The organism is Streptomyces sp. BL1 (assembly GCF_057628045.1).
The window spans coordinates 2,317,860-2,336,727 of record NZ_JBXYWZ010000002.1; the positions used below are offsets into that span (position 1 = coordinate 2,317,860).

Below are 18,868 nucleotides of genomic sequence, written 5' to 3' on the forward strand. Positions count from 1 at the left end.
ACTGAGAGACTGAAATGGTGAGTTCAGCCAAAGCGCATGCCGCCTCCCAGGCGTCCGCCGCCCGCCGGCGCACAGTGATCGACGCGCTGCGGCGTGGCGCCGTGCCGGACAGCGGGCTCGATCTCCTGGCCACCGGCCTGGACAGGTTCGCTACGGCCCTGGACGACGAGCTACAGACGGCCGCTTCCGGCGCCTCGGTGTTCAAAGCCGTACGAGGTGAGTACGGGTCGGGCAAGACGTTCTTCACGCGGTGGCTGGGCGAGCGGGCCAAACGCCGGGGCTTCGCCGTGGCCGAGATCCAGGTCTCGGAGACCGAGACGCCGCTGCACAAGCTGGAGACCGTGTACCGGCGCCTCACCGAGCGGCTGACCACGACCAGCTTCCCGCCGAGCGCGCTCCGGCCGGTCGTCGACGCGTGGTTCTACGCGCTCGAGGAAGACGCCCTCGCGGACGGGACGAGCGAGGAGGACTTGGCGGAGGCGGTGGAGAGTCTTCTGACGGCACGGCTCGCCGAAGTCTCCCGGCACGCCCCGTCCTTCGCCACAGCCCTCCGCGGGTACCGTGCCGCGCTCGCCGACGGAGACGAAGCCACTGCGGCCGCGGTTCTGGCCTGGCTCGGCGGACAACCGCACGTGGCGGCGGCAGCACGACGGTCGGCCGGCGTGCGCGGCGACCTCGACCACTTCGGCGCTCTGGGCTTCCTGCAGGGGCTGCTGACCGTGCTGCGCGACTCCGGACACCGGGGCCTGTTCGTCGTCCTGGACGAGGTGGAGACGCTCCAGAGAGTGCGGCCCGACGCGCGCGACAAGGCGTTCAACGCGTTGCGCCAGCTCATCGACGAGGTGCATTCGGGCCGCTTCCCCGGCCTGTACCTGGTGATCACGGGAACCCCCGCGTTCTACGACGGCCCACAGGGAGTCCAGCGCCTCGCTCCCCTCGCGCAGCGCCTCGCCACCGACTTCACCACCGACCCGCGCTTCGACAATCCGCGTGCCGTGCAGCTGCGTCTCCCCGGCTTCGCTCAGGAGTCACTGGTGAACCTCGGCATCACCATCCGTGACGTCTTCGCTGAGGGGGCCGGGGCACCTGACCGCATCAAGACGCTCGCGGACGACGCGTACATCGCCGACCTCGCCCGCGCGGTGGGAGGCGCGCTGGGCGGAAAGGTCGGTGTGGCACCCCGGCTGTTCCTGAAGAAGCTGATCGGAGACGTCCTCGACCGGATCGATCAGTTCGAGGACTTCGCCCCGCGCCGGCACTACCGCCTCACGGTGTCCAGCGGCGAACTCACCGATGTCGAGCGCAACGCAGCCGCCGCCTCCGCCGAGGACATCGAGCTGGACATCGAATGAGCGAAGTCGACGAACCGTGTGCCACGCGCCCCGGCCCCGCTGTCCATGAAGCCCTGGAGGATCCGGTCGACCGGCTCGATCGCGTGGTCCTCCATCACGTGGTGAACACCCTCGGCTGGCCTGATCTGCGACCTCTGCAACACGCTGCGATCCATCCGCTGATGGACGGCGAGGACGCGGTCCTGCTCGCTCCCACCGCCGGCGGAAAGACCGAAGCCGCTTGCTTACCGATGCTGTCGGCCATGTCCGAGCAGCGCTGGTCCGGCACTTCAGTGCTCTACCTGTGTCCTCTCAAGGCCCTGCTCAACAACTTGGTGACGCGCATCGACGCGTACGCCCAGTGGCTCGGGCGCAGCGCAGCCCTCTGGCACGGAGACACCCGGCAGTCGCAACGCCAACGCATCCGGGCCGACCCGCCGGACATCCTGCTCACCACACCCGAGTCACTGGAAGCGATGCTCATAGGTGTGAAGACGGACCACGCTCACCTGCTCGGGCGGGTACGGGCGGTCGTGGTGGACGAGGTGCATGCCTTCGCGGGCGACGACCGTGGCTGGCACCTGCTGGCCGTGCTGGAGCGTCTCGAACGGGTGGTGGGCCGCCCCATCCAACGGATAGGCCTCTCGGCCACCGTGGGGAATCCGCAGCAACTCCTCACCTGGCTCCAGGGAGCGCGGGCCGACGCGCGTCCGGGCCGGATCGTCTCCCCTGGCGCCGCCCCCGCCGCGACGTCTTCACCGACCGCGACGCCTCCGCCCGGGGCGGTGGAACTGGACTACGTCGGCTCCCTGGACAACGCCGCCAAACTGATCGCGGCCCTGCACAGGGGAGAGAAGCGCCTGGTCTTCTGCGATTCTCGGCGCCAGGTCGAGCAGTTGGGGGCGGCCCTCCGGGAGCGTGAGGTGACGGTCTTCCTGTCGCACGCATCCCTGTCGGCTGCTGAGCGCGCGAGGTCGGAACAGGCCTTCGCGGAGGCCCGCGACTGCGTCATCGTCTCGACCTCCACTCTGGAACTGGGCATCGACGTGGGGGACCTGGACCGCATCGTCCAGATCGACTCCCCGGACACCGTCGCCTCCTTCCTCCAACGCATCGGCCGTACGGGGCGGCGCCCCGGTTCCACGCGCAACTGTCTGTTCCTGGCCACGGACAAGGACGCCCTGCTCCAGGCCGCGGGCCTGTTGCTGCTCTGGGGGCGGGGGTGGGTAGAGCCGGTCATCGCACCGCCCGAACCACGACATCTGGTGGCACAGCAGCTCCTCGCCGTCGCCCTGCAAGAAAACACGGTGGGCGACCAGTTGTGGGCCGAGCACTGGAACGGCCTGGCACCGTTCGACCGTTCTGCAGCGCCTGTCCTCCAGCATCTGGTCGATGAGGGGTTCCTGGAATCGGACGGCGGCCGCCTCTTCATCGGGCCTGAGGCCGAAAAACGGTTCGGGCGCCGCCACTTCATCGAGCTGACGGCATCGTTCACCACCCCGCCGCAATTCACCGTACTTTCGGGGCGTACCGAGATCGGCCAGACGGACCCCTCCCTCCTGACCGAGGACCGCCCCGGCCCCCGGCGCCTGTTGCTCGGCGGGCGGAACTGGCAGGTGACGTTCATCGACTGGGCGCGCAAGAGGGCGTTCGTCGAGCCGGTCGAGAGCGGCGGTATCGCCAAGTGGACGAACGGCTCGGTGACCGGCCTCTCGTTCCAACTCACACGGGCGATGCGTGATGTGCTGCTCGGGACGGACCCGCCCGTGTCCCTGACCCGCAGAGCGAAGAGCTGCCTCTCCGAATGGCGCTCGGAGGAGGCCCCCCGGACAGTCCACCCCCAAAGGACCCTGGTGACACGTGCCGGGCCTGATGTGCGGTGGTGGACCTGGGCCGGCTACCGGGCCAACGCGACTCTCGCGGCGACCTTGCCGGCGGTCGCCGATCCCGTGCAACGGCCCACGGACTGCTACGTACGGCTCAGGGAGGACCTGACGCCCGACATGTGGCGGGCGAGCCGCGAAACCACCGACGGTCTGCCTGCCTTGGTCCTCCCGGATGTCGATCCCAGGGCGGTCAACGGCCTCAAGTTCTCCGCGGCATTGCCTCAGCGCCTCGCTGCCGCCACGGTAGCCGCGCGGCTGGCCGACTTCGACGCAGCCGACACCGTCTTGCGAGAGCCGACGCGCTTGCATCTGGAGCGCTGAGAGCGGGAAACCCCGAACGCCCGAGAGCCAGAAAACGATCACGCCCAACGCATGCCTGTACTAGGGTTGTTCGCGCTGCGCACCTTCCCGGAGGGTACGTCGGCGGAGTTCGGTGCCGATCCTCGGCCGTGACCGGCAGGTGGTTTCCATCGCGTGCTGCACGCGGTGTGAGTGCGGATGCCCGGTAGGGCGCTCCCTGCCACTTTCCGTTCACACCGAGGAGTGGTGGTACATGAATCCCGTCGAGTACAAGCCTGCACGTCGCGACTGGCTCCGCCAGATCCTGGTCGACGTCGCGGTCGGCGTCACCGCCAAGTTGGTGGTGACGGCCCTGGCCGCGGCAGCAAGTCTGTTCTTCTGACAGACAAGTGGCGGGCCCGGAGAGCCCGCCACTCCACCTCGCCTCTCCGCTCCGGTCCCCCTCGGTCAGAACAGCCGCAGATCCGGCGCCTCCGCCTCGGACTTGCCCCGCTTTCTGCGAGTCCTTTTCGTCCCCCTCTTGGGTCGCGGCATGTGCGGGACGCGTGCTTCTTGCGGCAGGTTCTCCCAGGTGGGCCGCAGGCCGTGAAGCTGTGTCCCGCCGACGCATTCCTTCAGGTAGGCCCGCGTCTCCTCGTCCGTGGAATAGAGCACCGTCGCACGACTGCCCCGCGTCATCAGCACGTGGTACGTGTGCCGGATGAGCCGCTCGAAATCGCCCTCATCGACGCTGCGGGCCTTCACCACCGGGTCGAACGAACCAGGCTTGTCGACGCGCTTGATATCCGACTCGGGGTCGTTCTTGGCCTTTCCCCGGCGGAAGACCCACTGGCCGTCGCGACGCACCATGTCCTCGCCCATGATCACGCCGCACCAGTCCCATTCGAGGCCCTGAGCGGTGTAGACACAGCCGATCTGACCGAGCCCGTTCTCGTGCACGGACCAGATCTTCGACGGCGGCACCTCGTCGTTCTCGCAGAAGCTTTCGCTGTACGCGTTCCACTTCCGGTGCCAGTCACCGATGCGGACGTCGGCCTCCAGTCGCTTCTCCTCTCCGAGAGGCTTCGTCCAGGGCCAGCAGTAGCCGGCCACCATGCGCGCGGTGGCGCCGGCCAACGCCTCGGTACGGATGATGTGTTCGAGCTCCTCAGGGGTGTCGGCCACCTCCACGTGCATCAGGCCGTCCGGTGTCCACGGTTCCGGTTCCTCTTCCGTCACCCCGAGGACGGCACGTACCCAGCGGATGTAGGCATCGCTCCCACCGCACCGGAACTGCTCTTGCAGGCCGAACCGGACGACATGGGCGTTGCGTCGCTCGGCCGCCTCCTCGATCAGGCCGACCGTGCCGACCTCGTTGGGCCGCACAGTCTGGCCCTCGTCCAGGAAGAACACCGTCAGACGTGATGCGTCCAGGAGTTCGTCCACCTGTGGCTGGGTGCCTTGCTTTTCAGCCCCCAGGAATCGGTTGGTCGAACGATCGCGGATACGGTGCGCCTCGTCACAGATCAGTACGTCCAGCGGCGGGTCCGGCGGCGTCACAAAGCTGCTGAAGTAGGTGAAGCTCTTCTTGAACTCCCGGTCCCCGTAACCGACATGGTTCTGAAGCGCGCCGTTGAACGCCCTGCTGCCGCTGGAGTACATGACCGTCCGGCTCTGAGCTTCCAGCTCTGCCTTGACCTGGAGGCCGATGGCGCTCTTGCCGGTGCCGGCGCCACCGGTGACCAGGAAGATCACGCGCTTCTCGCCGCCCGGGAACAGACCGGGCCGGCTGGAGTCCGGGAGGATCTTTGCGGCAGTCTCCAGAATCTGATCGGCGACCACTTTCTGTCGCCCGCGCAGAGTGAAGACGGTGTCGTCTCCGCGAGACCTGATCATGGCATCGAGCAGAGGCGTATTGCGCAGCCCCATGTTCCGCAGCAGGGTCTCGGCGGCGGATGCAGCGCCCTCTTCGGCGAAGTTCTTCCGCAGGTCCGCCAGTAGTTGTTCGCGGCGATCGTTCGTATACATGCGAGCGTACGCGCCCGTGGGTGCGTCGATGTCCACCAGGGCAGGCACGGATGCCTCTGTCGCATTGTGCAAGTAGGCGAACCCGCCACACTCGAATTCCCCGTACAGCGGACCTCTGCTGCCGGTGAAAGCTTCGTAGTATTCACGCAGTTGGAGGGCGGGGTGCTTCTTCTCCCCCATCCCCGGTACGTGCACCAGATCACCAGCAGCCCGTTCCACCCGGGTCACCATCGACCAGCGCTTCAGCTCGACGAGCTGAACGGACAGTCGACCGTCCTCAGGATGCAAGCCTGCAAGGACGACATCGATGAGCCGGGGCTCCCCCGGCCGCTCGCTCTCGTCGAGCGTGGCAGCACATTCGACGATCATCTCCACGTTCCCGCGGCCGGCGGCTACCAGATCGTTGGCGAGGCTCACGAGGCTTTCCGCCCACGCCGTACGTTCTGACAGTGAGGCGTCCTTCCCCCGGAAGTACCGCCACCTGGCTGCCAGATGCGGAACCATCCGGCGTCTCGCATTCAGGTCGAGCAGGTCCTGGGCTGCCAGCTTGAGCAGGAGCATGGACACGAAGTGGTTCCCCCTGGGCACGAATGACTCGTGCGGGTGGGGGCATGTCCTCGCAGGGAAGCCCGTCGGGCCGCAACCGGTGATGATGATCTTAAAGACACCGCTGCCACCTGTGAAAGGGCAGCACTGCGGTGGTCTGCGGAATCAAGTGTCGTGGCTGGATCCTGCCGTGGGCGACGCGGACTTGGGCGGCCCAACAGCCCCGTCCGACACGCGGTTGCCCACCAACTCCCGCAACTTCTCCCGTGTTTCCATGTCCGTCGAATACACGACCGTACCGACCATGCCTCGTGTCAGCAGCACCTTGTAGGTGTTGCGGATGAGCCTGTCCACGTCGGCGTCCGGGGCGGATCTCTTGAACACCGGGTCCTTCGAGGCCGTACGGTCCGAAACCCAACGGTCGCCGCGCCAGACCAGATCGGGTCCGATGATGACGCCGGACCAGTCGTACTCGAAGCCCTGAGCGGTATAGACGCAGCCGACCTGGCCGAAACCCGCAGGGTCGGTGGCCCAGAGGGCGGACGGGGGCGCACCGGACACGGCGCGGTCACCTCGCAGGTTCCAGGGACGGGCCCAGTCTCCGATGACCACGTCGGCGGGGAGCGGATCGCCGGGCCTTGGCTCCGGAGACCAACGCCAGCAGTAGCCGGCGGACATGCGGGCGCTGTAGTTCTCGGCACGACGGTCGTCGAGAAACGCTTCCATCTGCTGCGGACTGTCTGCGACCAACAGCCGCATGCGGTCGTCCGGCTCCCACTCGACCGGGCCGCCGGGCTCCAGCTCCAGCAACCGGACCACCCAGCGAAGGTAAGAGTCGCTGCCGCCGCACCGGAACTGACTCTCCAGCGGCACGACACGGCAGTTCAGGCCCCTGGCCGCCGCGACCGCCTTGATTTCGTCCACAGTGCCCATTTCGCCGGGGCGCACCACCTGGTGCTCGTCGAGGAGGAAGACGGGGACACGGGCGACGTCGATGAGCTCGTCCATCTGCCGCCTGCCGCTACGCTGGGCTGCCGGCGTGAAGCGGTTGGCCGAGGTCTCGCGGACACGGTGTGCTTCGTCGCAGATCAGTACGTCGAGGCTGTTCTTCTCTGTCGTCATGAAGCTGTTGAAGTACTTGAACAGCCCCTGTACCTCTCGCTTACGGGCCCCCGCGACCTTCCGCATCGTCGTGGTGAACGACTGGGAACCCGTGGCATGCAGGGCCGGAATGCCCTGCCGGTACAGCTCACCGAGCAGGGAGAGCGCGATGACGCTCTTACCCGTACCGGGTCCGCCGGTGACAACCAGGACCTCTTTGTGGTCCGAGCGCTGTGCATTGCGCACGGCGTTCAGCACCAGCCGGTACGCAACCTGTTGTTCGTCGAGGAGGACGAACTGTTCGCGATCGCGTACTTCTTGGGCGGCAACCGCCATCAACTGCTTCGACGGGGCGGTTTTGCCCGCCTGGAGTTCGTCGGCGGCGTGGGCGCCCGGATGTTTGTCGCTGAGCCTGCTCCGCAAGTGATCGACGAGCTCTCCGCGCCGCTCACCCGTGAACAGCTGACCACGGTCGTCGAGCTCTGCCTCCCGCAGGCCACCGACTCCGAACTCGGTGGCGTTGTGGAGGAAAGCCACCCCGCCGACCCTGCCGGGGTGCTCGGCCACCGCGCCATTGAAGTTGACGAGGTATTCGCAGTAACTGCGCACCTGCTCCGCAGGGTTGAGAACAGGATGTGCGTAGGCGTCGACACGACACAGGGCCGGATCGTCCTCGTCAGGAGTGGCCTGGCTCCACTGCTTCAGCTCCACTACGACGTACGACGGCTCCCCCGTTACCGGATGCACTCCAGCGAGCACAGCGTCGGCACGCTTGCTGTTCAGCGGGAGCGCGTACTCCAGCATGACCTCCACGTCGCCCAGACCCGCGTCGTTGAGGACAGCGGCCAGGACGGGAATGCTGCGCTCCCAGGAACGCGCCTCCGGGGCGCCGGGCCGGTAGCCATGCATATGGACGAACTGGTCGGTGAGGTGCAGGAACAGCGATCCGTCGAGTGCCATGACGGCGACCGTTTTCGCGGACGCGCGGAACAGCAAGGACTTCCCCCAGACAGCACGAAATGACTCGTGCGGGTGGGGGCATGTCCTTCAAGACTTCACCGGAGTGAAGCGGAAGCCCGTCGGGCCGCGTTGACGATGTGCCCGAGCGTACCTGGCGTACTGAGAGCTGTACCGGCCCGCCCTCAAGCTCCCTTCAGCTGGCGTCCTGCTGCGCCCTTCTGACGCGGCGTCGACCGAAGGAGCCCGGCAGAATCACTGGCCGGCGGACGCGTCAGACCTTCTCCGCCACGACTCGCGGATGCTCCGCAGCAAGCATCTCGATGTCTTCCACGTCGGAGGTCAGAATCGTCACCCGGCCCGGGTGAGCCAAAGCCGTCGCGCACAGCATCGCGTCGATGGCGTACTTGTGGCCGTGCAGACCGGCTCCCCTGAGTAGGACTGCCGCAGACTGGGCGATCGCCTGAGTCACTGGCTCCACGCGCAGACGGGACAGGGTCCACTTCAGGGCGGCGTCATTGATCCTCGGGTGGATGACCTCGACCAGCACCGCAGCCGACGTAGTCACGGGGAGGTCCGCCTCGCGGGCGGCTGTCAGCCACTCGTGGACATCCCGGTCCCGCTGAACGGCCTTTGCCAAACCTTCGCTGTCCAGGATCAGGGCGCCGCTCACGCGGCGGCCTCGGAGCCGGGCCGGGACCCCGTGAGCTTGGCTCGCTTGGCCGCCACGGCCTCCGGATCGGCCGGACCGTGGACGTCATCGAAGTCGGTGATCAGTTCGTCCAGGTTGTCACGCTCGATCTGGCGCTGCGCTGCCCGCTCCAGGTATGCGGAGACACCGCGCTTGCCCACCCGCTCGCGGATGGCCTGCAGCGTTCCGGCGGTCAGCGAGACGGAGATGCCACTACTGGGGCCGTCGCCCGGGAAGAAGTCGGCGTCATCAGCCATGGAAGCCATGGACCAATTTTGGCATTTGAAATGGCATTCTTCTACCCGGTTGCAGAGCGGCGCCTGAGGGCGCCGCCCGAACACCATCCGCCGGTCAGGCGCCCTTGGCCACCGGTTCCAGGATCGCCACGCATTCCATGTGGTGGGTCATGGGGAAGAGGTCGAAGGCGCGGAGGAAACGGGGCTTGTAGCCGGCCTCGCGGAAGTACTTCAGGTCGCGGGCGAGGGCTGCCGGGTCGCAGGCCACGTAGGCCACGCGGCGCGGGCCCAGGCCGGCGATCTGGCGGACCGTGCGCTTGCCGGCGCCGACGCGGGGCGGGTCCAGGACGACCAGGTCGGCCTCGGTGATGCCGGTCTTCGGCAGCACCGTCTCGACCTTGCCCTGCTCGATGCGGACGCGGCCGAAGTCGGTGAGGTTGTGCCGGGCGTCCTCGACGGCTCGCTTGGACGACTCGATGCCGAGCACGGCGCCCGTGTCACCGATCCGGTCGGCCAGCGCGCCGGCGAACAGGCCGACACCGCAGTACAGGTCGAGCGCCATCTCGCCCTTGCGGGGCGTCAGTCCGCGCATCACGGCGTCCACGAGCACCTCGGCGGCCTGCGGGTGCACCTGCCAGAAGCCGCCCGCGCCGACCCGCCAGGTGCGGCCGTCGGCCCGCTCGCGGACGAAGTCCCGCCCGTGCACGCGGTGTACGGCCTTGTCGCGCTCGCCGATGCGGAGCACCGAGACGGGCTTGTCCAGTTCGACGATGGGGAGCCGTCCGCCCGGCGCGGGGGTGAGCACGACCTGCCGGTCCTGCGAACCGGTGGCGGCCGTGGCCTCCACCGACTCGATCTGCGGCCACTCGCGCTGCTCGATGCCGAGCTCCTCGACGCCGGGCGCCGCGATGAGGCAGTGGTCGACGGGCTCGATCTCGTGCGAACGGTGCCTGCGCAGCCCGGCGCGCCCGTCGGCGTCGACGGCGAACTGCACGCGGGTGCGCCATGCGGGCACCTCGCCGGCGGGCAGCTTGTCGCCGGGCGCGGGCTCGACCGTGCCGTCCCAGGCGACGTCCTCGGGGGTGAGGCCCGCGAGCCGGTCCAGCTGTTCGGTCAGCACGTCGGCCTTGAGGCGGCGCTGGCCGCCGGGCTTCACGTGCTGCCAGTCGCAGCCGCCGCACTTGCCGGGTCCGGAGAACGGGCAGGGCGCCTCGATCCGGTCCTTCGCGGGCTGCAGGATCTCGACGGCGTCGGCACGCAGGAAGCGGGAGTCCTCCCGGCCCTCCGTGACCCGGACGACGGCCTGCTCGCCGGGCAGCGTGTGCCGTACGAACAGCACGCGGCCGCCTTCCGTCCGGGCGACGCAGTGCCCGCCGTGCGCGACGGGGCCGATCTCCACCTCGTACTCCTCCCCCACGAGGGAGGGCGCGGTGGATTCGGCGGATTCGTCAGTGACGTCGGGCATGGCGGGGTGGCTCCAGTACGTAGGGGGGCGTGCGGTGCGGACGCGGCCGCCGGGTACGGGCGGCTGTTCCGGGGCGCAGCCGTCCAGTCTAGTGCCGCGGCGCTACTGCCCGTTGCCTTCGTGCTTGTCCGCCGTCAGTCCGGCGGCCGATTTGGCGCCGGGACGGGCCGCGGGACCGCGCCGGACCGCGCCGGGCGGGCTCCATTCGGCGCCGCGCCGCGCCCGCTTCTTGGCGGCCTCGGAGGACTCCAGCTGCCAGGGCACGGAGGTCACCATGACGCCGGGCGTGTACAGCAGCCGGCCCTTGAGACGCAGGGCGCTCTGGTTGTGCAGCAGCTGCTCGTACCAGCGGCCGACGACGTACTCCGGGATGTAGACGCTGACGACGTCGCGCGGGTTCTCCTTGCGGAGCCGCTTCACGTAGTCGATGACGGGCCGGGTGATCTCCCGGTAGGGCGAGTCGAGGATCTTCAGCGGTACGTCGATGCCCCGCTCGTCCCACTCCTTGCGCAGCTGCACGGTCTCCTCGGGGTCCACGCTGATGGTGACGGCCTCCAGGCTGTCGGAGCGCATCAGCCGCGCGTACGCGAGGGCACGCAGCGTCGGCTTGTGGATCTTGGAGACGAGCACGATGGAGTGCACCCGCGAGGGCCGTACGTGCTTCTCGTCCGGGTCCTCGGAGGCGAGCTCCTCGGACACCCCGTCGTAGTGCCGGCGGATCGCGGTCATCACGCCGTAGAACAGCGCCATGCCGACGAGCGAAACCCACGCGCCGTGCGTGAACTTGGTGATCAGCACGACGACGAGCACCAGGCCGGTGAAGAAGGCGCCGAAGGTGTTGATCGCGCGGGAGCGGATCATGTGGCGGCGCCTGGCCGGGTCGGTCTCGCCGGCCAGATGCCGGTTCCAGTGCCGCACCATGCCGGTCTGGCTGATCGTGAAGGACACGAACACGCCGACGATGTACAGCTGGATCAGCCGGGTCGAGTCGGCGTTGTAGACGAGCACGAGTATCGCGGCGGCCCCCGCCAGCAGCACGACGCCGTTGGAGAAGGCGAGCCGGTCGCCGCGGGTGTGCAGCTGCCGCGGCAGATAGCGGTCCTGCGCGAGGATCGAACCGAGCAGCGGGAAGCCGTTGTACGCGGTGTTCGCGGCCAGGAAGAGCACCAGTGCGGTCGCCGCGGCGAGGAACAGGAACGGGAACGATCCGTCACCGAACACCGCTGCGGAGACCTGGGAGATGACCGGGTTCTGGGTGTAACCCGAGCCCACCGGATGCCCGTTGACGATCAGGTCCTTGGCCGGGTGCTCGGCCATCTTCACGCCGGTGCTGAGCGCCAGCGCGATCACGCCGCAGAACATCGTGACGGCGATGATGCCCATCATGGCCAGCGTGGTCGCGGCGTTCTTCGACTTGGGCTTGCGGAACGCCGGTACGCCGTTGCTGATCGCCTCCACACCGGTGAGCGCCGCACAGCCGGAGGAGAAGGCGCGCAGCAGCAGGAAGCAGAGCGCGATCCCGCTCAGTCCGCCCGTGTGCTCGCTGACGATGTGGAAGTCCGCCGTGGGCGCCTTCATCTCGTCGCCGAGGACGAGCCCGCGGAAGGCGCCCCAGGCGATGAGGCAGACGACGCCGACGACGAAACAGTAGGTGGGGATGGCGAAGAGCTTCCCCGACTCCTTGACGCCGCGCAGGTTCATCAGCGTCAGCAGCACGATCATGACGACCGCGACGGCGGTCTTGTTCTCCACGATGAACGGGACCGCCGAGCCCAGGTTCTCCACGCCGGACGAGACCGACACGGCCACCGTCAGCACGTAGTCGACGAGCAGCGCGCTGGCGACGGTCAGCCCGGACCGTCTGCCCAGGTTGGTGGTGGCCACCTCGTAGTCGCCGCCGCCGGACGGATAGGCGCGCACGTTCTGCCGGTACGAGGCGACGACGGTGAACATCAGCACCACGACCGCCACGGCGATCCACGGGCTGAAGTGATACGCCGACACCCCGGCGACCGACAGCACGAGCAGCACTTCGCCCGGGGCATACGCCACCGACGACAGCGGGTCGGAGGCGAACACGGGCAGCGCAACCCGCTTCGGCAGCAAGGTCTCACCCAGGCGGTCGCTGCGGAGCGCCCTCCCGAGGAGGAGTCGTTTCGGTACGTCGGTCATCCTGGACACGAGGAGGATCGTATGCGGTCAGTCGTGCGATCCTTGGACGGCCCGCTGTACGGGACGAGAGGGACGGGCGTGCACATTGTGATCATGGGCTGCGGGCGGGTCGGCGCCGAGCTCGCCCAAACGCTGGAACAACAGGGCCATACGGTCGCTGTAGTCGACCAGGACCCCACCGCGTTCCGGCGGTTGGGCTCTTCCTTCGGCGGACGACGGGTCACCGGCGTCGGCTTCGACCAGGACACCCTGAGGGAGGCCGGCATAGAGGATGCCGGTGCCTTCGCTGCCGTCAGCAGCGGTGACAATTCCAACATCATTGCCGCCAGGGTCGCCCGCGAGATGTTCGGTGTCGAGCACGTGGCGGCACGTATCTACGACCCGCGCCGGGCCGAGGTCTATCAGCGTCTCGGCATTCCTACGGTGGCGACGGTGCGCTGGACTGCCGATCAGATGCTGCGCCGGCTGCTGCCGTCCGGCGCCGAGCCGCTGTGGCGGGACCCCAGCGGCGGAGTGCAGCTGGCCGAGGTGCACGCCTCACCCGCCTGGGTGGGGTACCGCGTCAGCAAGCTCCAGGAGGAGACAGGGGTGCGCGTGGCGTTTCTCACCAGGCTCGGTGAGGCGATGCTGCCGACGTCCCAGACCGTGCTGCAGGAGGACGACCTGGTGCATGTGATGATGCGCTGCGATCAGGTCGGTGAGGTCGAGGCGGCCTTCGCCATGGGCCCCGAGGAGGAGCGGCAGCGATGAGGGTTGCCATTGCGGGTGCGGGCGCCGTGGGCCGCTCGATCGCGGGCGAACTGCTCGAGAACGGGCACGAGGTCCTGCTGATCGACAAGGCGCCGACGGCGATCTCCGTGGAACGGGTGCCGCAGGCGGAGTGGCTGCTGGCCGACGCCTGCGAGATCACCTCGCTGGACGAGGCGGCGCTGGAGCGCTGCAACGTCGTGATCGCGGCGACCGGCGACGACAAGGTGAACCTCGTCGTCTCGCTGCTCGGCAAGACGGAGTACGGGGTGCCGCGTGTGGTCGCGCGGGTCAACAACCCCAAGAACGAATGGCTGTTCAACGAGTCCTGGGGCGTGGATGTCGCCGTGTCGACACCGCGGCTGATGTCGGCGCTGGTCGAGGAGGCGGTGAGCGTCGGCGATCTGGTCCGGCTGATGCGCTTCTCGCAGGGCGACGCGAACCTGGTCGAGCTGACGCTGCCCCCGGAGTCGGCGCTGGCCGGCACCCGGGTCGGCGATGTGACCTGGCCGGAGGACACCACGCTGGTCACCATCATCCGGGGCAACCGGGTCCTGACGCCGGACCCGGACGACGCGCTGGAGGCGGGCGACGAGCTCCTCTTCGTCGCGGCCCCGGCCCGCGAGGAGCAGCTCGAAGAGCTGCTGTCGGTACGGGCGTGAAGGGGCGCTCGCCCCTTCAAGTCCGCCGCGCGTGAGGGGTTTGCCCCTCTCAACTCCGCCGCAGCGGCGGGTGAGTTGAGCGAAACGGGCCGGCGGTGACAGCGCAATCCGCGTTGTCACCGCCGGCCCGTTCGACGTGTGGTCGCCCTCCCCCAGCCTCCGGCCGGGAGGTGCCCCCTGCTGCGGCGGAGAAGAAACCGAGCCCGTAAGGGCTCAGTCGCGCGTCTGCTCGGCGGCCTTGGCCGCCTTCTCGCGCTCCTCCTCCGCCTCCATCTCCGCGATGACGTTGATCGGCGCCGGGGCCTTCGCGAGGAACACCCAGGTGAGCCAGACCGCGAGCAGGAACGGCGGGATCTTCAGGGCGACCGTGACCCAGCCGAACTGCTGGGTGTCGCCCCAGAAGTAGAGCGGGAAGAGGATCGCGCACTTGGTCAGCAGGATCGCGCCCCAGGCGTAACTCGCCTTCGTGTAGGCCTTCTTGCGGCCCGGGTTGCGGGTGCGCCAGGAGAGGTTCTCCTTGAACACCGGCCCCAGCACCAGGCCGAGCAGCGGCACTCCGGCCGCCGCGGTGATGACGTACGCCAGGGCGAGGCCCAGCGTGTACAGCATGCCGGGGAGGTAGAAGTCCTTGGCGTTGCCGGTCATCATCGCGAAGACCACGCCGAAGGCGACGCCGAAGACGCCGCTGAAGGCGTGCTTCACGGTGTCCCGGCGCACCAGGCGGGCCACGCCCATCAGCGCGGCCAGCACCAGCGCCGTGATGGCGGCGGCCTTGATGTCCTTGTTGACGGTGTAGATGGTGATGAAGACCAGGCCGGGAACCGTGGTCTCCACCAGGCCGCGTACGCCGCCGAACGCGTCGAAGAGGGCGGCCTCCGTCACGTCCTTCGAGTCGCCTGCACGGTCCTCGCGCGCGGCGGCGGTGGGCTTGTCGAGGGAGGTCACCCGCTACTCCTGTCCGAGGGGTCGCAGCTCGTACTTCGGATTGAACATGACGGGGCGGCCGCGGTTGGTCGAGATCCGCCCCCAGGCGATCAGCTTCCTGCCCGGTTCTATCCCCGTGATGGCGCGGCGGCCCAGCCAGACGACGTCCAGCGAGGCGGAGCCGTCGAACAACTCGGCCTCCAGCGTGGGCACTCCGGCCCGTGGCCGCAGGGTGACGGTACGCAGGGTGCCGGTGACGCGGACTATCTGCCGGTCATTGCAGTCACAGATGCGGGTACAGCCCGTACTGTCCGCGTCCTGCCGCAGTTCCTCGGAGCGCAGGTCCTCCTCGGAGGAGCCCAGCCGCTCCAGGAAGCGCCGGAAGCGACCCCCTCCGGAGGTCTGTGTGTCTGCTCGGATGGCACCTGTCATAACCGCCAGCGTACCCGTGCGCAGCCGCTGCGATCGTCCGTCTACAGCTCGAACCGGTACCCCATTCCGGGCTCGGTGACGAAGTGCCGGGGGTGTGCGGGATCGGTCTCCAGTTTGCGGCGCAGCTGGGCCATGTAGACCCGCAGATAGTTGGTCTCGGTGCCGTACGACGGGCCCCAGACCTCCTTCAGCAGCTGCTTCTGGCCGACCAGCCGGCCGGGGTTGCGGACCAGCACCTCCAGCAGGTGCCACTCGGTGGGGGTGAGCCGGATGTCCCGGCCTTCGCGGTGCACTTTCTTGGCGGCGAGGTCGACGGTGAAGCTCTCCGTCTCGACGACTCCTGCGTCCTCGGCGGGCGGGGTGCCGGGCTCCGCGCGGCGTACGGCGGCGCGCAGCCGGGCGAGCAGTTCGTCCATGCCGAAGGGCTTGGTGACGTAGTCGTCCGCACCGGCGTCCAGCGCCTCGACCTTCTCGTCGGAGGTCTGCCGCGCGGACAGGACGAGGATGGGCATCCGGGTCCAGCCGCGGATGCCGCGGATCACGTCGACGCCGTCCATGTCGGGCAGCCCGAGGTCGAGGATCACGACGTCGGGGTGCCGGTCGGCGGCGAGGCGGAGCGCCGTGGCGCCGTCGGGGGCCGCGTCCACCTCGTACTTCCGCGCCTTCAGGTTGATCACAAGGGCCCGTACGAGCTGTGGCTCGTCATCGACCACGAGCACCCGGTGCATGGGCTGTCCTCTCGGGTTGTTTTCCGTCCCGGTGCTTTCTGCCGGGGGCGCGGCCGTGCGCGGCGCGCAGGGTGAGCACCATCGTCATACCGCCTCCGGGGGTGTCCTCGGCGTCCAGCGCGCCGCCCATGGCCTCGGCGAAGCCGCGGGCCACGGCGAGCCCGAGGCCCACCCCGGAGCCGCCGGGAGCGTCCCCGTAGCGCTGGAAGGGTTCGAAGATGCGGCCCTTGCTGCTGTCGGGGACGCCGGGGCCCCGGTCGGTGACGCGCAGTTCGACACGGTCGGCGAGGGCGCTGGCCCGGACCAGCACCTTCTTGTCGGGCGGGCTGTACTTGACCGCGTTCTCCACGATGTTGGCGACCGTACGCTCCAGCAGGCCCGGGTCCACGGCGACCAGCGGCAGCTCCTCGGCGAGCGCCAGCCGGACGGTGCCCGCGGGGACGCCGCGCAGCGCCTTGGGCACGACTTCCTCCAGGCTGACCTCGCGGAACAGCGGCTCCAGGGTGCCGGTCTGCAGCCGGGACATGTCGAGCAGATTGCCCACCAGGTTGTCGAGCCGGTCGGCGCCCTCCTCGATGGCCTCCAGCAGGCCGGCCTCGTCCTCCGGGGTCCAGGAGACGTCGTCGGAGCGGAGCGAGGTGACCGAGGCCTTGATGGCGGCGAGCGGGGTGCGCAGGTCGTGCGAGACGGCGGCCAGCAGCGCCGTACGGATGCGGTTGCCCTCGGCGAGTTCGCGGGCCTGTTCGGCCTCGCCCTCCAGCCGCTGCCGGTCGAGCACGCCGGCGGCCTGCGCGGCGAACGCGGCGAGCACCCTGCGGTCCTCGGCGGGCAGTGCCCGCCCGTACAGCACGAGGTTCATGTTCTGGCCGACCGGCATGTCGACGTCCCCGTCGTCGGGGCTGGGGGTGCGGCCGGCGAGCTCGCCGACCTTGCCGACGCAGATCCAGTCGCCGTGTTCGTCCTCCCGCTCCAGCAGCGCGACGCTGTCCATCGCGAAGGTCTCCCGTACCCGCTCCAGCAGCGCGTCGAGGGAGTCCTCGCCGCGCAGCACGCTGCCCGCCAGTACGGAGAGGATCTCCGACTCGGCGCGCAGTCTGGCGGCCTGGTGGGTGCGGCGGGCCGCGAGGTCGACGACGGAGGCGACGGCGAACGCGACGCCGAAGAAGACGGCGAGCGAGACGATGTTCCGCGCGTCGCTGATCGTCCAGGTGTGGGTGGGCGGGGTGAAGAAGTAGTTCAGCAGCCCCGAGCAGAGCGCTGCCGAGGCCAGCGCGGGCAGCAGGCCGCCCGCCATGCCGGCGGCGACGGTGAGCACGAGGAAGAGCAGCACTTCGTTGGCGAAGCCGATGTGCGGGTCGAACTCGGCCATCAGCAGCGTCAGCAGCAGGGGCGCGCCCAGCGCGGTGAGCCAGCCGCCGGCGAGCCGGGCCCTGCCGAGCCGGGCGCCGCGCGCCACGGGCAGCCCGCGGCCCTTGGCGACCTCGTCGTGCGTGACGATGTGCACGTCCAGGTCGGGTCCGGAGTCGCGGGCGACGGAGGCGCCGACGCCGGGGCCGAAGATGTACTGCCAGGCCCGGCGCCGGGACGAACCGAGCACGATCTGTGTGGCGTTGACGCCGCGGGCGAAGTCCAGCAGCGAGTCGGGAGCGTCGTCGCCGATGACGTGGTGGTACGTGCCGCCCAGGTCCTCCACCAGGCTGCGCTGGACGGCGAGTTCCTTCGGGGAGGCGGGGGTGAGGCCGTCGGAGCGGGCGATGTGGACGGCGAGGATCTCGCTGCCGGAGCCCTTCGCCGCCATCCGCGCGGCCCGGCGTATGAGGGTGCGCCCCTCGGGGCCGCCGGTGAGGCCGACGACGATGCGCTCCCTGGCCTGCCAGGTGCTGCGTATCCGGTGTTCCGAGCGGTACTGCTGGAGGTATTCGTCGACCCGGTCTGCCGTCCACAGCAGGGCGAGTTCGCGGAGCGCGGTGAGGTTGCCGGGGCGGAAGTAGTTGGACAGCGCGGCGTCGATCTTGTCGGGCGCGTAGATGTTGCCGTGTGCCATGCGGCGGCGCAGCGCCTCGGGCGCCATGTCGACGAGTTCGAGCTGGCTCGCGCGGCGCACCACCTCGTCGGGGACGGTCTCGCGCTGCCGTACGCCGGTGATGGACTCGACGACGTCGCCCAGCGACTCCAGGTGCTGGATGTTGACCGTCGTCACCACGTCGATGCCGGCGGCGAGCAGCTCCTCGATGTCCTGCCAGCGCTTCTCGTTCCGGGCGCCCGGCGCGTTGGTGTGCGCCATCTCGTCGATGACGGCGACGGCGGGACGGCGCTCCAGGACGGCCCCGGTGTCCAGCTCCGTGAAGGCCGCGCCACGGTGCTCGTACGTACACCGGGGCAGCTGCTCCAGGCCGTGCAGCAGCACCTCGGTGCGCGGCCTGTCGTGGTGCTCGACGAAGCCGACCACGACGTCCGTGCCGCGCTCGAGGCGCCGGTGCGCCTCGGAGAGCATCGCGTAGGTCTTGCCCACGCCGGGGGCGGCCCCCAGATAGATCCGCAGCGTGCCCCGCCGCGTGTGCCGTGCTGACGCCATGCCTTCATTCTCACCGCTGGAATCGGCCGTTCCGCCGCCGAGGGGGCATCCGGGCGTCAGGGTTGCGTATGGACTCCGGCGCGGTACCCCTGCGGGCAGCCCGTACGG

General features: G+C 69.1%; 15 protein-coding genes. 5 read left to right on the forward strand and 10 right to left on the reverse strand.

Going from position 1 to position 18,868, the window contains the following annotated elements:
* The first annotated feature begins 17 nt into the window (after positions 1–17).
* The 3 genes from brxD to AC3AGO_RS10275 all read left to right on the forward strand — a co-directional run bounded on the left by brxD (position 18) and on the right by AC3AGO_RS10275 (position 3,899).
* Positions 18–1,352 carry a BREX system ATP-binding protein BrxD gene (gene brxD / locus AC3AGO_RS10265; protein ID WP_487819845.1) on the forward strand — a complete coding sequence of 445 codons (1,335 nt, stop codon included), beginning with the start codon at positions 18–20 and terminating at the stop codon, positions 1,350–1,352.
* Complete coding sequence (locus tag AC3AGO_RS10270) at positions 1,349–3,538, forward strand: DEAD/DEAH box helicase (protein ID WP_487819846.1); 2,190 nt, start codon at positions 1,349–1,351, stop codon at positions 3,536–3,538. The genes brxD and AC3AGO_RS10270 overlap by 4 nt, the downstream gene beginning before the upstream one ends.
* Before the next feature lie 232 nt (positions 3,539–3,770).
* Positions 3,771–3,899, forward strand: a complete 129-nt coding sequence (locus AC3AGO_RS10275; RefSeq protein ID WP_487819847.1) for a DUF6408 family protein — start codon at positions 3,771–3,773, stop codon at positions 3,897–3,899.
* A 65-nt stretch (positions 3,900–3,964) separates the two neighbouring features.
* On the opposite strand, the gene AC3AGO_RS10280 is transcribed toward AC3AGO_RS10275, so the two are convergent.
* From AC3AGO_RS10280 to AC3AGO_RS10305, 6 genes are all read right to left on the reverse strand, one after another.
* On the reverse strand, positions 3,965–6,085 hold the full coding sequence (locus tag AC3AGO_RS10280) for a DUF2075 domain-containing protein (RefSeq protein ID WP_487824603.1): 2,121 nt from the start codon (positions 6,083–6,085) through the stop codon (positions 3,965–3,967).
* A gap of 150 nt (positions 6,086–6,235) precedes the next feature.
* Positions 6,236–8,167 carry a DNA/RNA helicase domain-containing protein gene (locus AC3AGO_RS10285; protein WP_487819848.1) on the reverse strand — a complete coding sequence of 644 codons (1,932 nt, stop codon included), beginning with the start codon at positions 8,165–8,167 and terminating at the stop codon, positions 6,236–6,238.
* Between the two features lie 235 nt (positions 8,168–8,402).
* The gene (locus AC3AGO_RS10290; protein ID WP_487819849.1) at positions 8,403–8,801 is read right to left on the reverse strand and encodes a PIN domain-containing protein; all 399 of its coding nucleotides are present in this window, start codon (positions 8,799–8,801) and stop codon (positions 8,403–8,405) included.
* Positions 8,798–9,076: a hypothetical protein gene (locus tag AC3AGO_RS10295; RefSeq protein ID WP_487824604.1), complete on the reverse strand. Its 279-nt coding sequence runs from the start codon at positions 9,074–9,076 to the stop codon at positions 8,798–8,800. Before AC3AGO_RS10295 ends, AC3AGO_RS10290 begins: the two co-directional genes overlap by 4 nt.
* Before the next feature lie 94 nt (positions 9,077–9,170).
* Positions 9,171–10,520: a class I SAM-dependent RNA methyltransferase gene (locus tag AC3AGO_RS10300; RefSeq protein WP_487819850.1), complete on the reverse strand. Its 1,350-nt coding sequence runs from the start codon at positions 10,518–10,520 to the stop codon at positions 9,171–9,173.
* Between the two features lie 102 nt (positions 10,521–10,622).
* Positions 10,623–12,701: an APC family permease gene (locus AC3AGO_RS10305; RefSeq protein ID WP_487819851.1), complete on the reverse strand. Its 2,079-nt coding sequence runs from the start codon at positions 12,699–12,701 to the stop codon at positions 10,623–10,625.
* A gap of 69 nt (positions 12,702–12,770) precedes the next feature.
* On the opposite strand from AC3AGO_RS10305, the gene AC3AGO_RS10310 reads away from it, so the two are divergent.
* Positions 12,771–13,442: a potassium channel family protein gene (locus AC3AGO_RS10310; protein ID WP_487819852.1), complete on the forward strand. Its 672-nt coding sequence runs from the start codon at positions 12,771–12,773 to the stop codon at positions 13,440–13,442.
* The gene (locus tag AC3AGO_RS10315) at positions 13,439–14,101 is read left to right on the forward strand and encodes a potassium channel family protein (protein WP_345746079.1); all 663 of its coding nucleotides are present in this window, start codon (positions 13,439–13,441) and stop codon (positions 14,099–14,101) included. The genes AC3AGO_RS10310 and AC3AGO_RS10315 overlap by 4 nt, the downstream gene beginning before the upstream one ends.
* 213 nt (positions 14,102–14,314) lie before the next feature.
* Here AC3AGO_RS10315 and AC3AGO_RS10320 read toward each other — a convergent pair whose 3' ends face one another.
* Genes AC3AGO_RS10320 through AC3AGO_RS10335 form a run of 4 tightly spaced genes read right to left on the reverse strand, consistent with a single transcriptional unit; the run spans position 14,315 to position 18,760 of the window.
* On the reverse strand, positions 14,315–15,046 hold the full coding sequence (locus AC3AGO_RS10320) for a DUF3159 domain-containing protein (protein WP_487819853.1): 732 nt from the start codon (positions 15,044–15,046) through the stop codon (positions 14,315–14,317).
* A 3-nt stretch (positions 15,047–15,049) separates the two neighbouring features.
* On the reverse strand, positions 15,050–15,457 hold the full coding sequence (locus AC3AGO_RS10325) for an OB-fold nucleic acid binding domain-containing protein (protein ID WP_487819854.1): 408 nt from the start codon (positions 15,455–15,457) through the stop codon (positions 15,050–15,052).
* Positions 15,458–15,498: 41 nt separating this feature from the next.
* Positions 15,499–16,185: a response regulator gene (locus tag AC3AGO_RS10330; protein WP_487819855.1), complete on the reverse strand. Its 687-nt coding sequence runs from the start codon at positions 16,183–16,185 to the stop codon at positions 15,499–15,501.
* A complete protein-coding gene (locus tag AC3AGO_RS10335; RefSeq protein ID WP_487819856.1) occupies positions 16,160–18,760 on the reverse strand; it encodes a DUF4118 domain-containing protein in 2,601 nt (866 codons plus the stop codon). Before AC3AGO_RS10335 ends, AC3AGO_RS10330 begins: the two co-directional genes overlap by 26 nt.
* Positions 18,761–18,868 lie beyond the last annotated feature (108 nt).

What these genes read in the sequence shown, in the direction of transcription:
- AC3AGO_RS10270 (WP_487819846.1), top strand. Translation starts at nt 1,349, where the DNA reads ATGAGCGAAGTCGACGAACCGTGTGCCACGCGCCCCGGCCCCGCTGTC.
- AC3AGO_RS10275 (WP_487819847.1), top strand. Translation starts at nt 3,771, where the DNA reads ATGAATCCCGTCGAGTACAAGCCTGCACGTCGCGACTGGCTCCGCCAG.
- AC3AGO_RS10280 (WP_487824603.1), bottom strand. Translation starts at nt 6,085, where the DNA reads ATGCTCCTGCTCAAGCTGGCAGCCCAGGACCTGCTCGACCTGAATGCG.
- AC3AGO_RS10295 (WP_487824604.1), bottom strand. Translation starts at nt 9,076, where the DNA reads ATGGCTGATGACGCCGACTTCTTCCCGGGCGACGGCCCCAGTAGTGGC.
- AC3AGO_RS10300 (WP_487819850.1), bottom strand. Translation starts at nt 10,520, where the DNA reads ATGCCCGACGTCACTGACGAATCCGCCGAATCCACCGCGCCCTCCCTC.
- AC3AGO_RS10315 (WP_345746079.1), top strand. Translation starts at nt 13,439, where the DNA reads ATGAGGGTTGCCATTGCGGGTGCGGGCGCCGTGGGCCGCTCGATCGCG.
- AC3AGO_RS10325 (WP_487819854.1), bottom strand. Translation starts at nt 15,457, where the DNA reads ATGACAGGTGCCATCCGAGCAGACACACAGACCTCCGGAGGGGGTCGC.
- AC3AGO_RS10330 (WP_487819855.1), bottom strand. Translation starts at nt 16,185, where the DNA reads ATGCACCGGGTGCTCGTGGTCGATGACGAGCCACAGCTCGTACGGGCC.
- AC3AGO_RS10335 (WP_487819856.1), bottom strand. Translation starts at nt 18,760, where the DNA reads ATGGCGTCAGCACGGCACACGCGGCGGGGCACGCTGCGGATCTATCTG.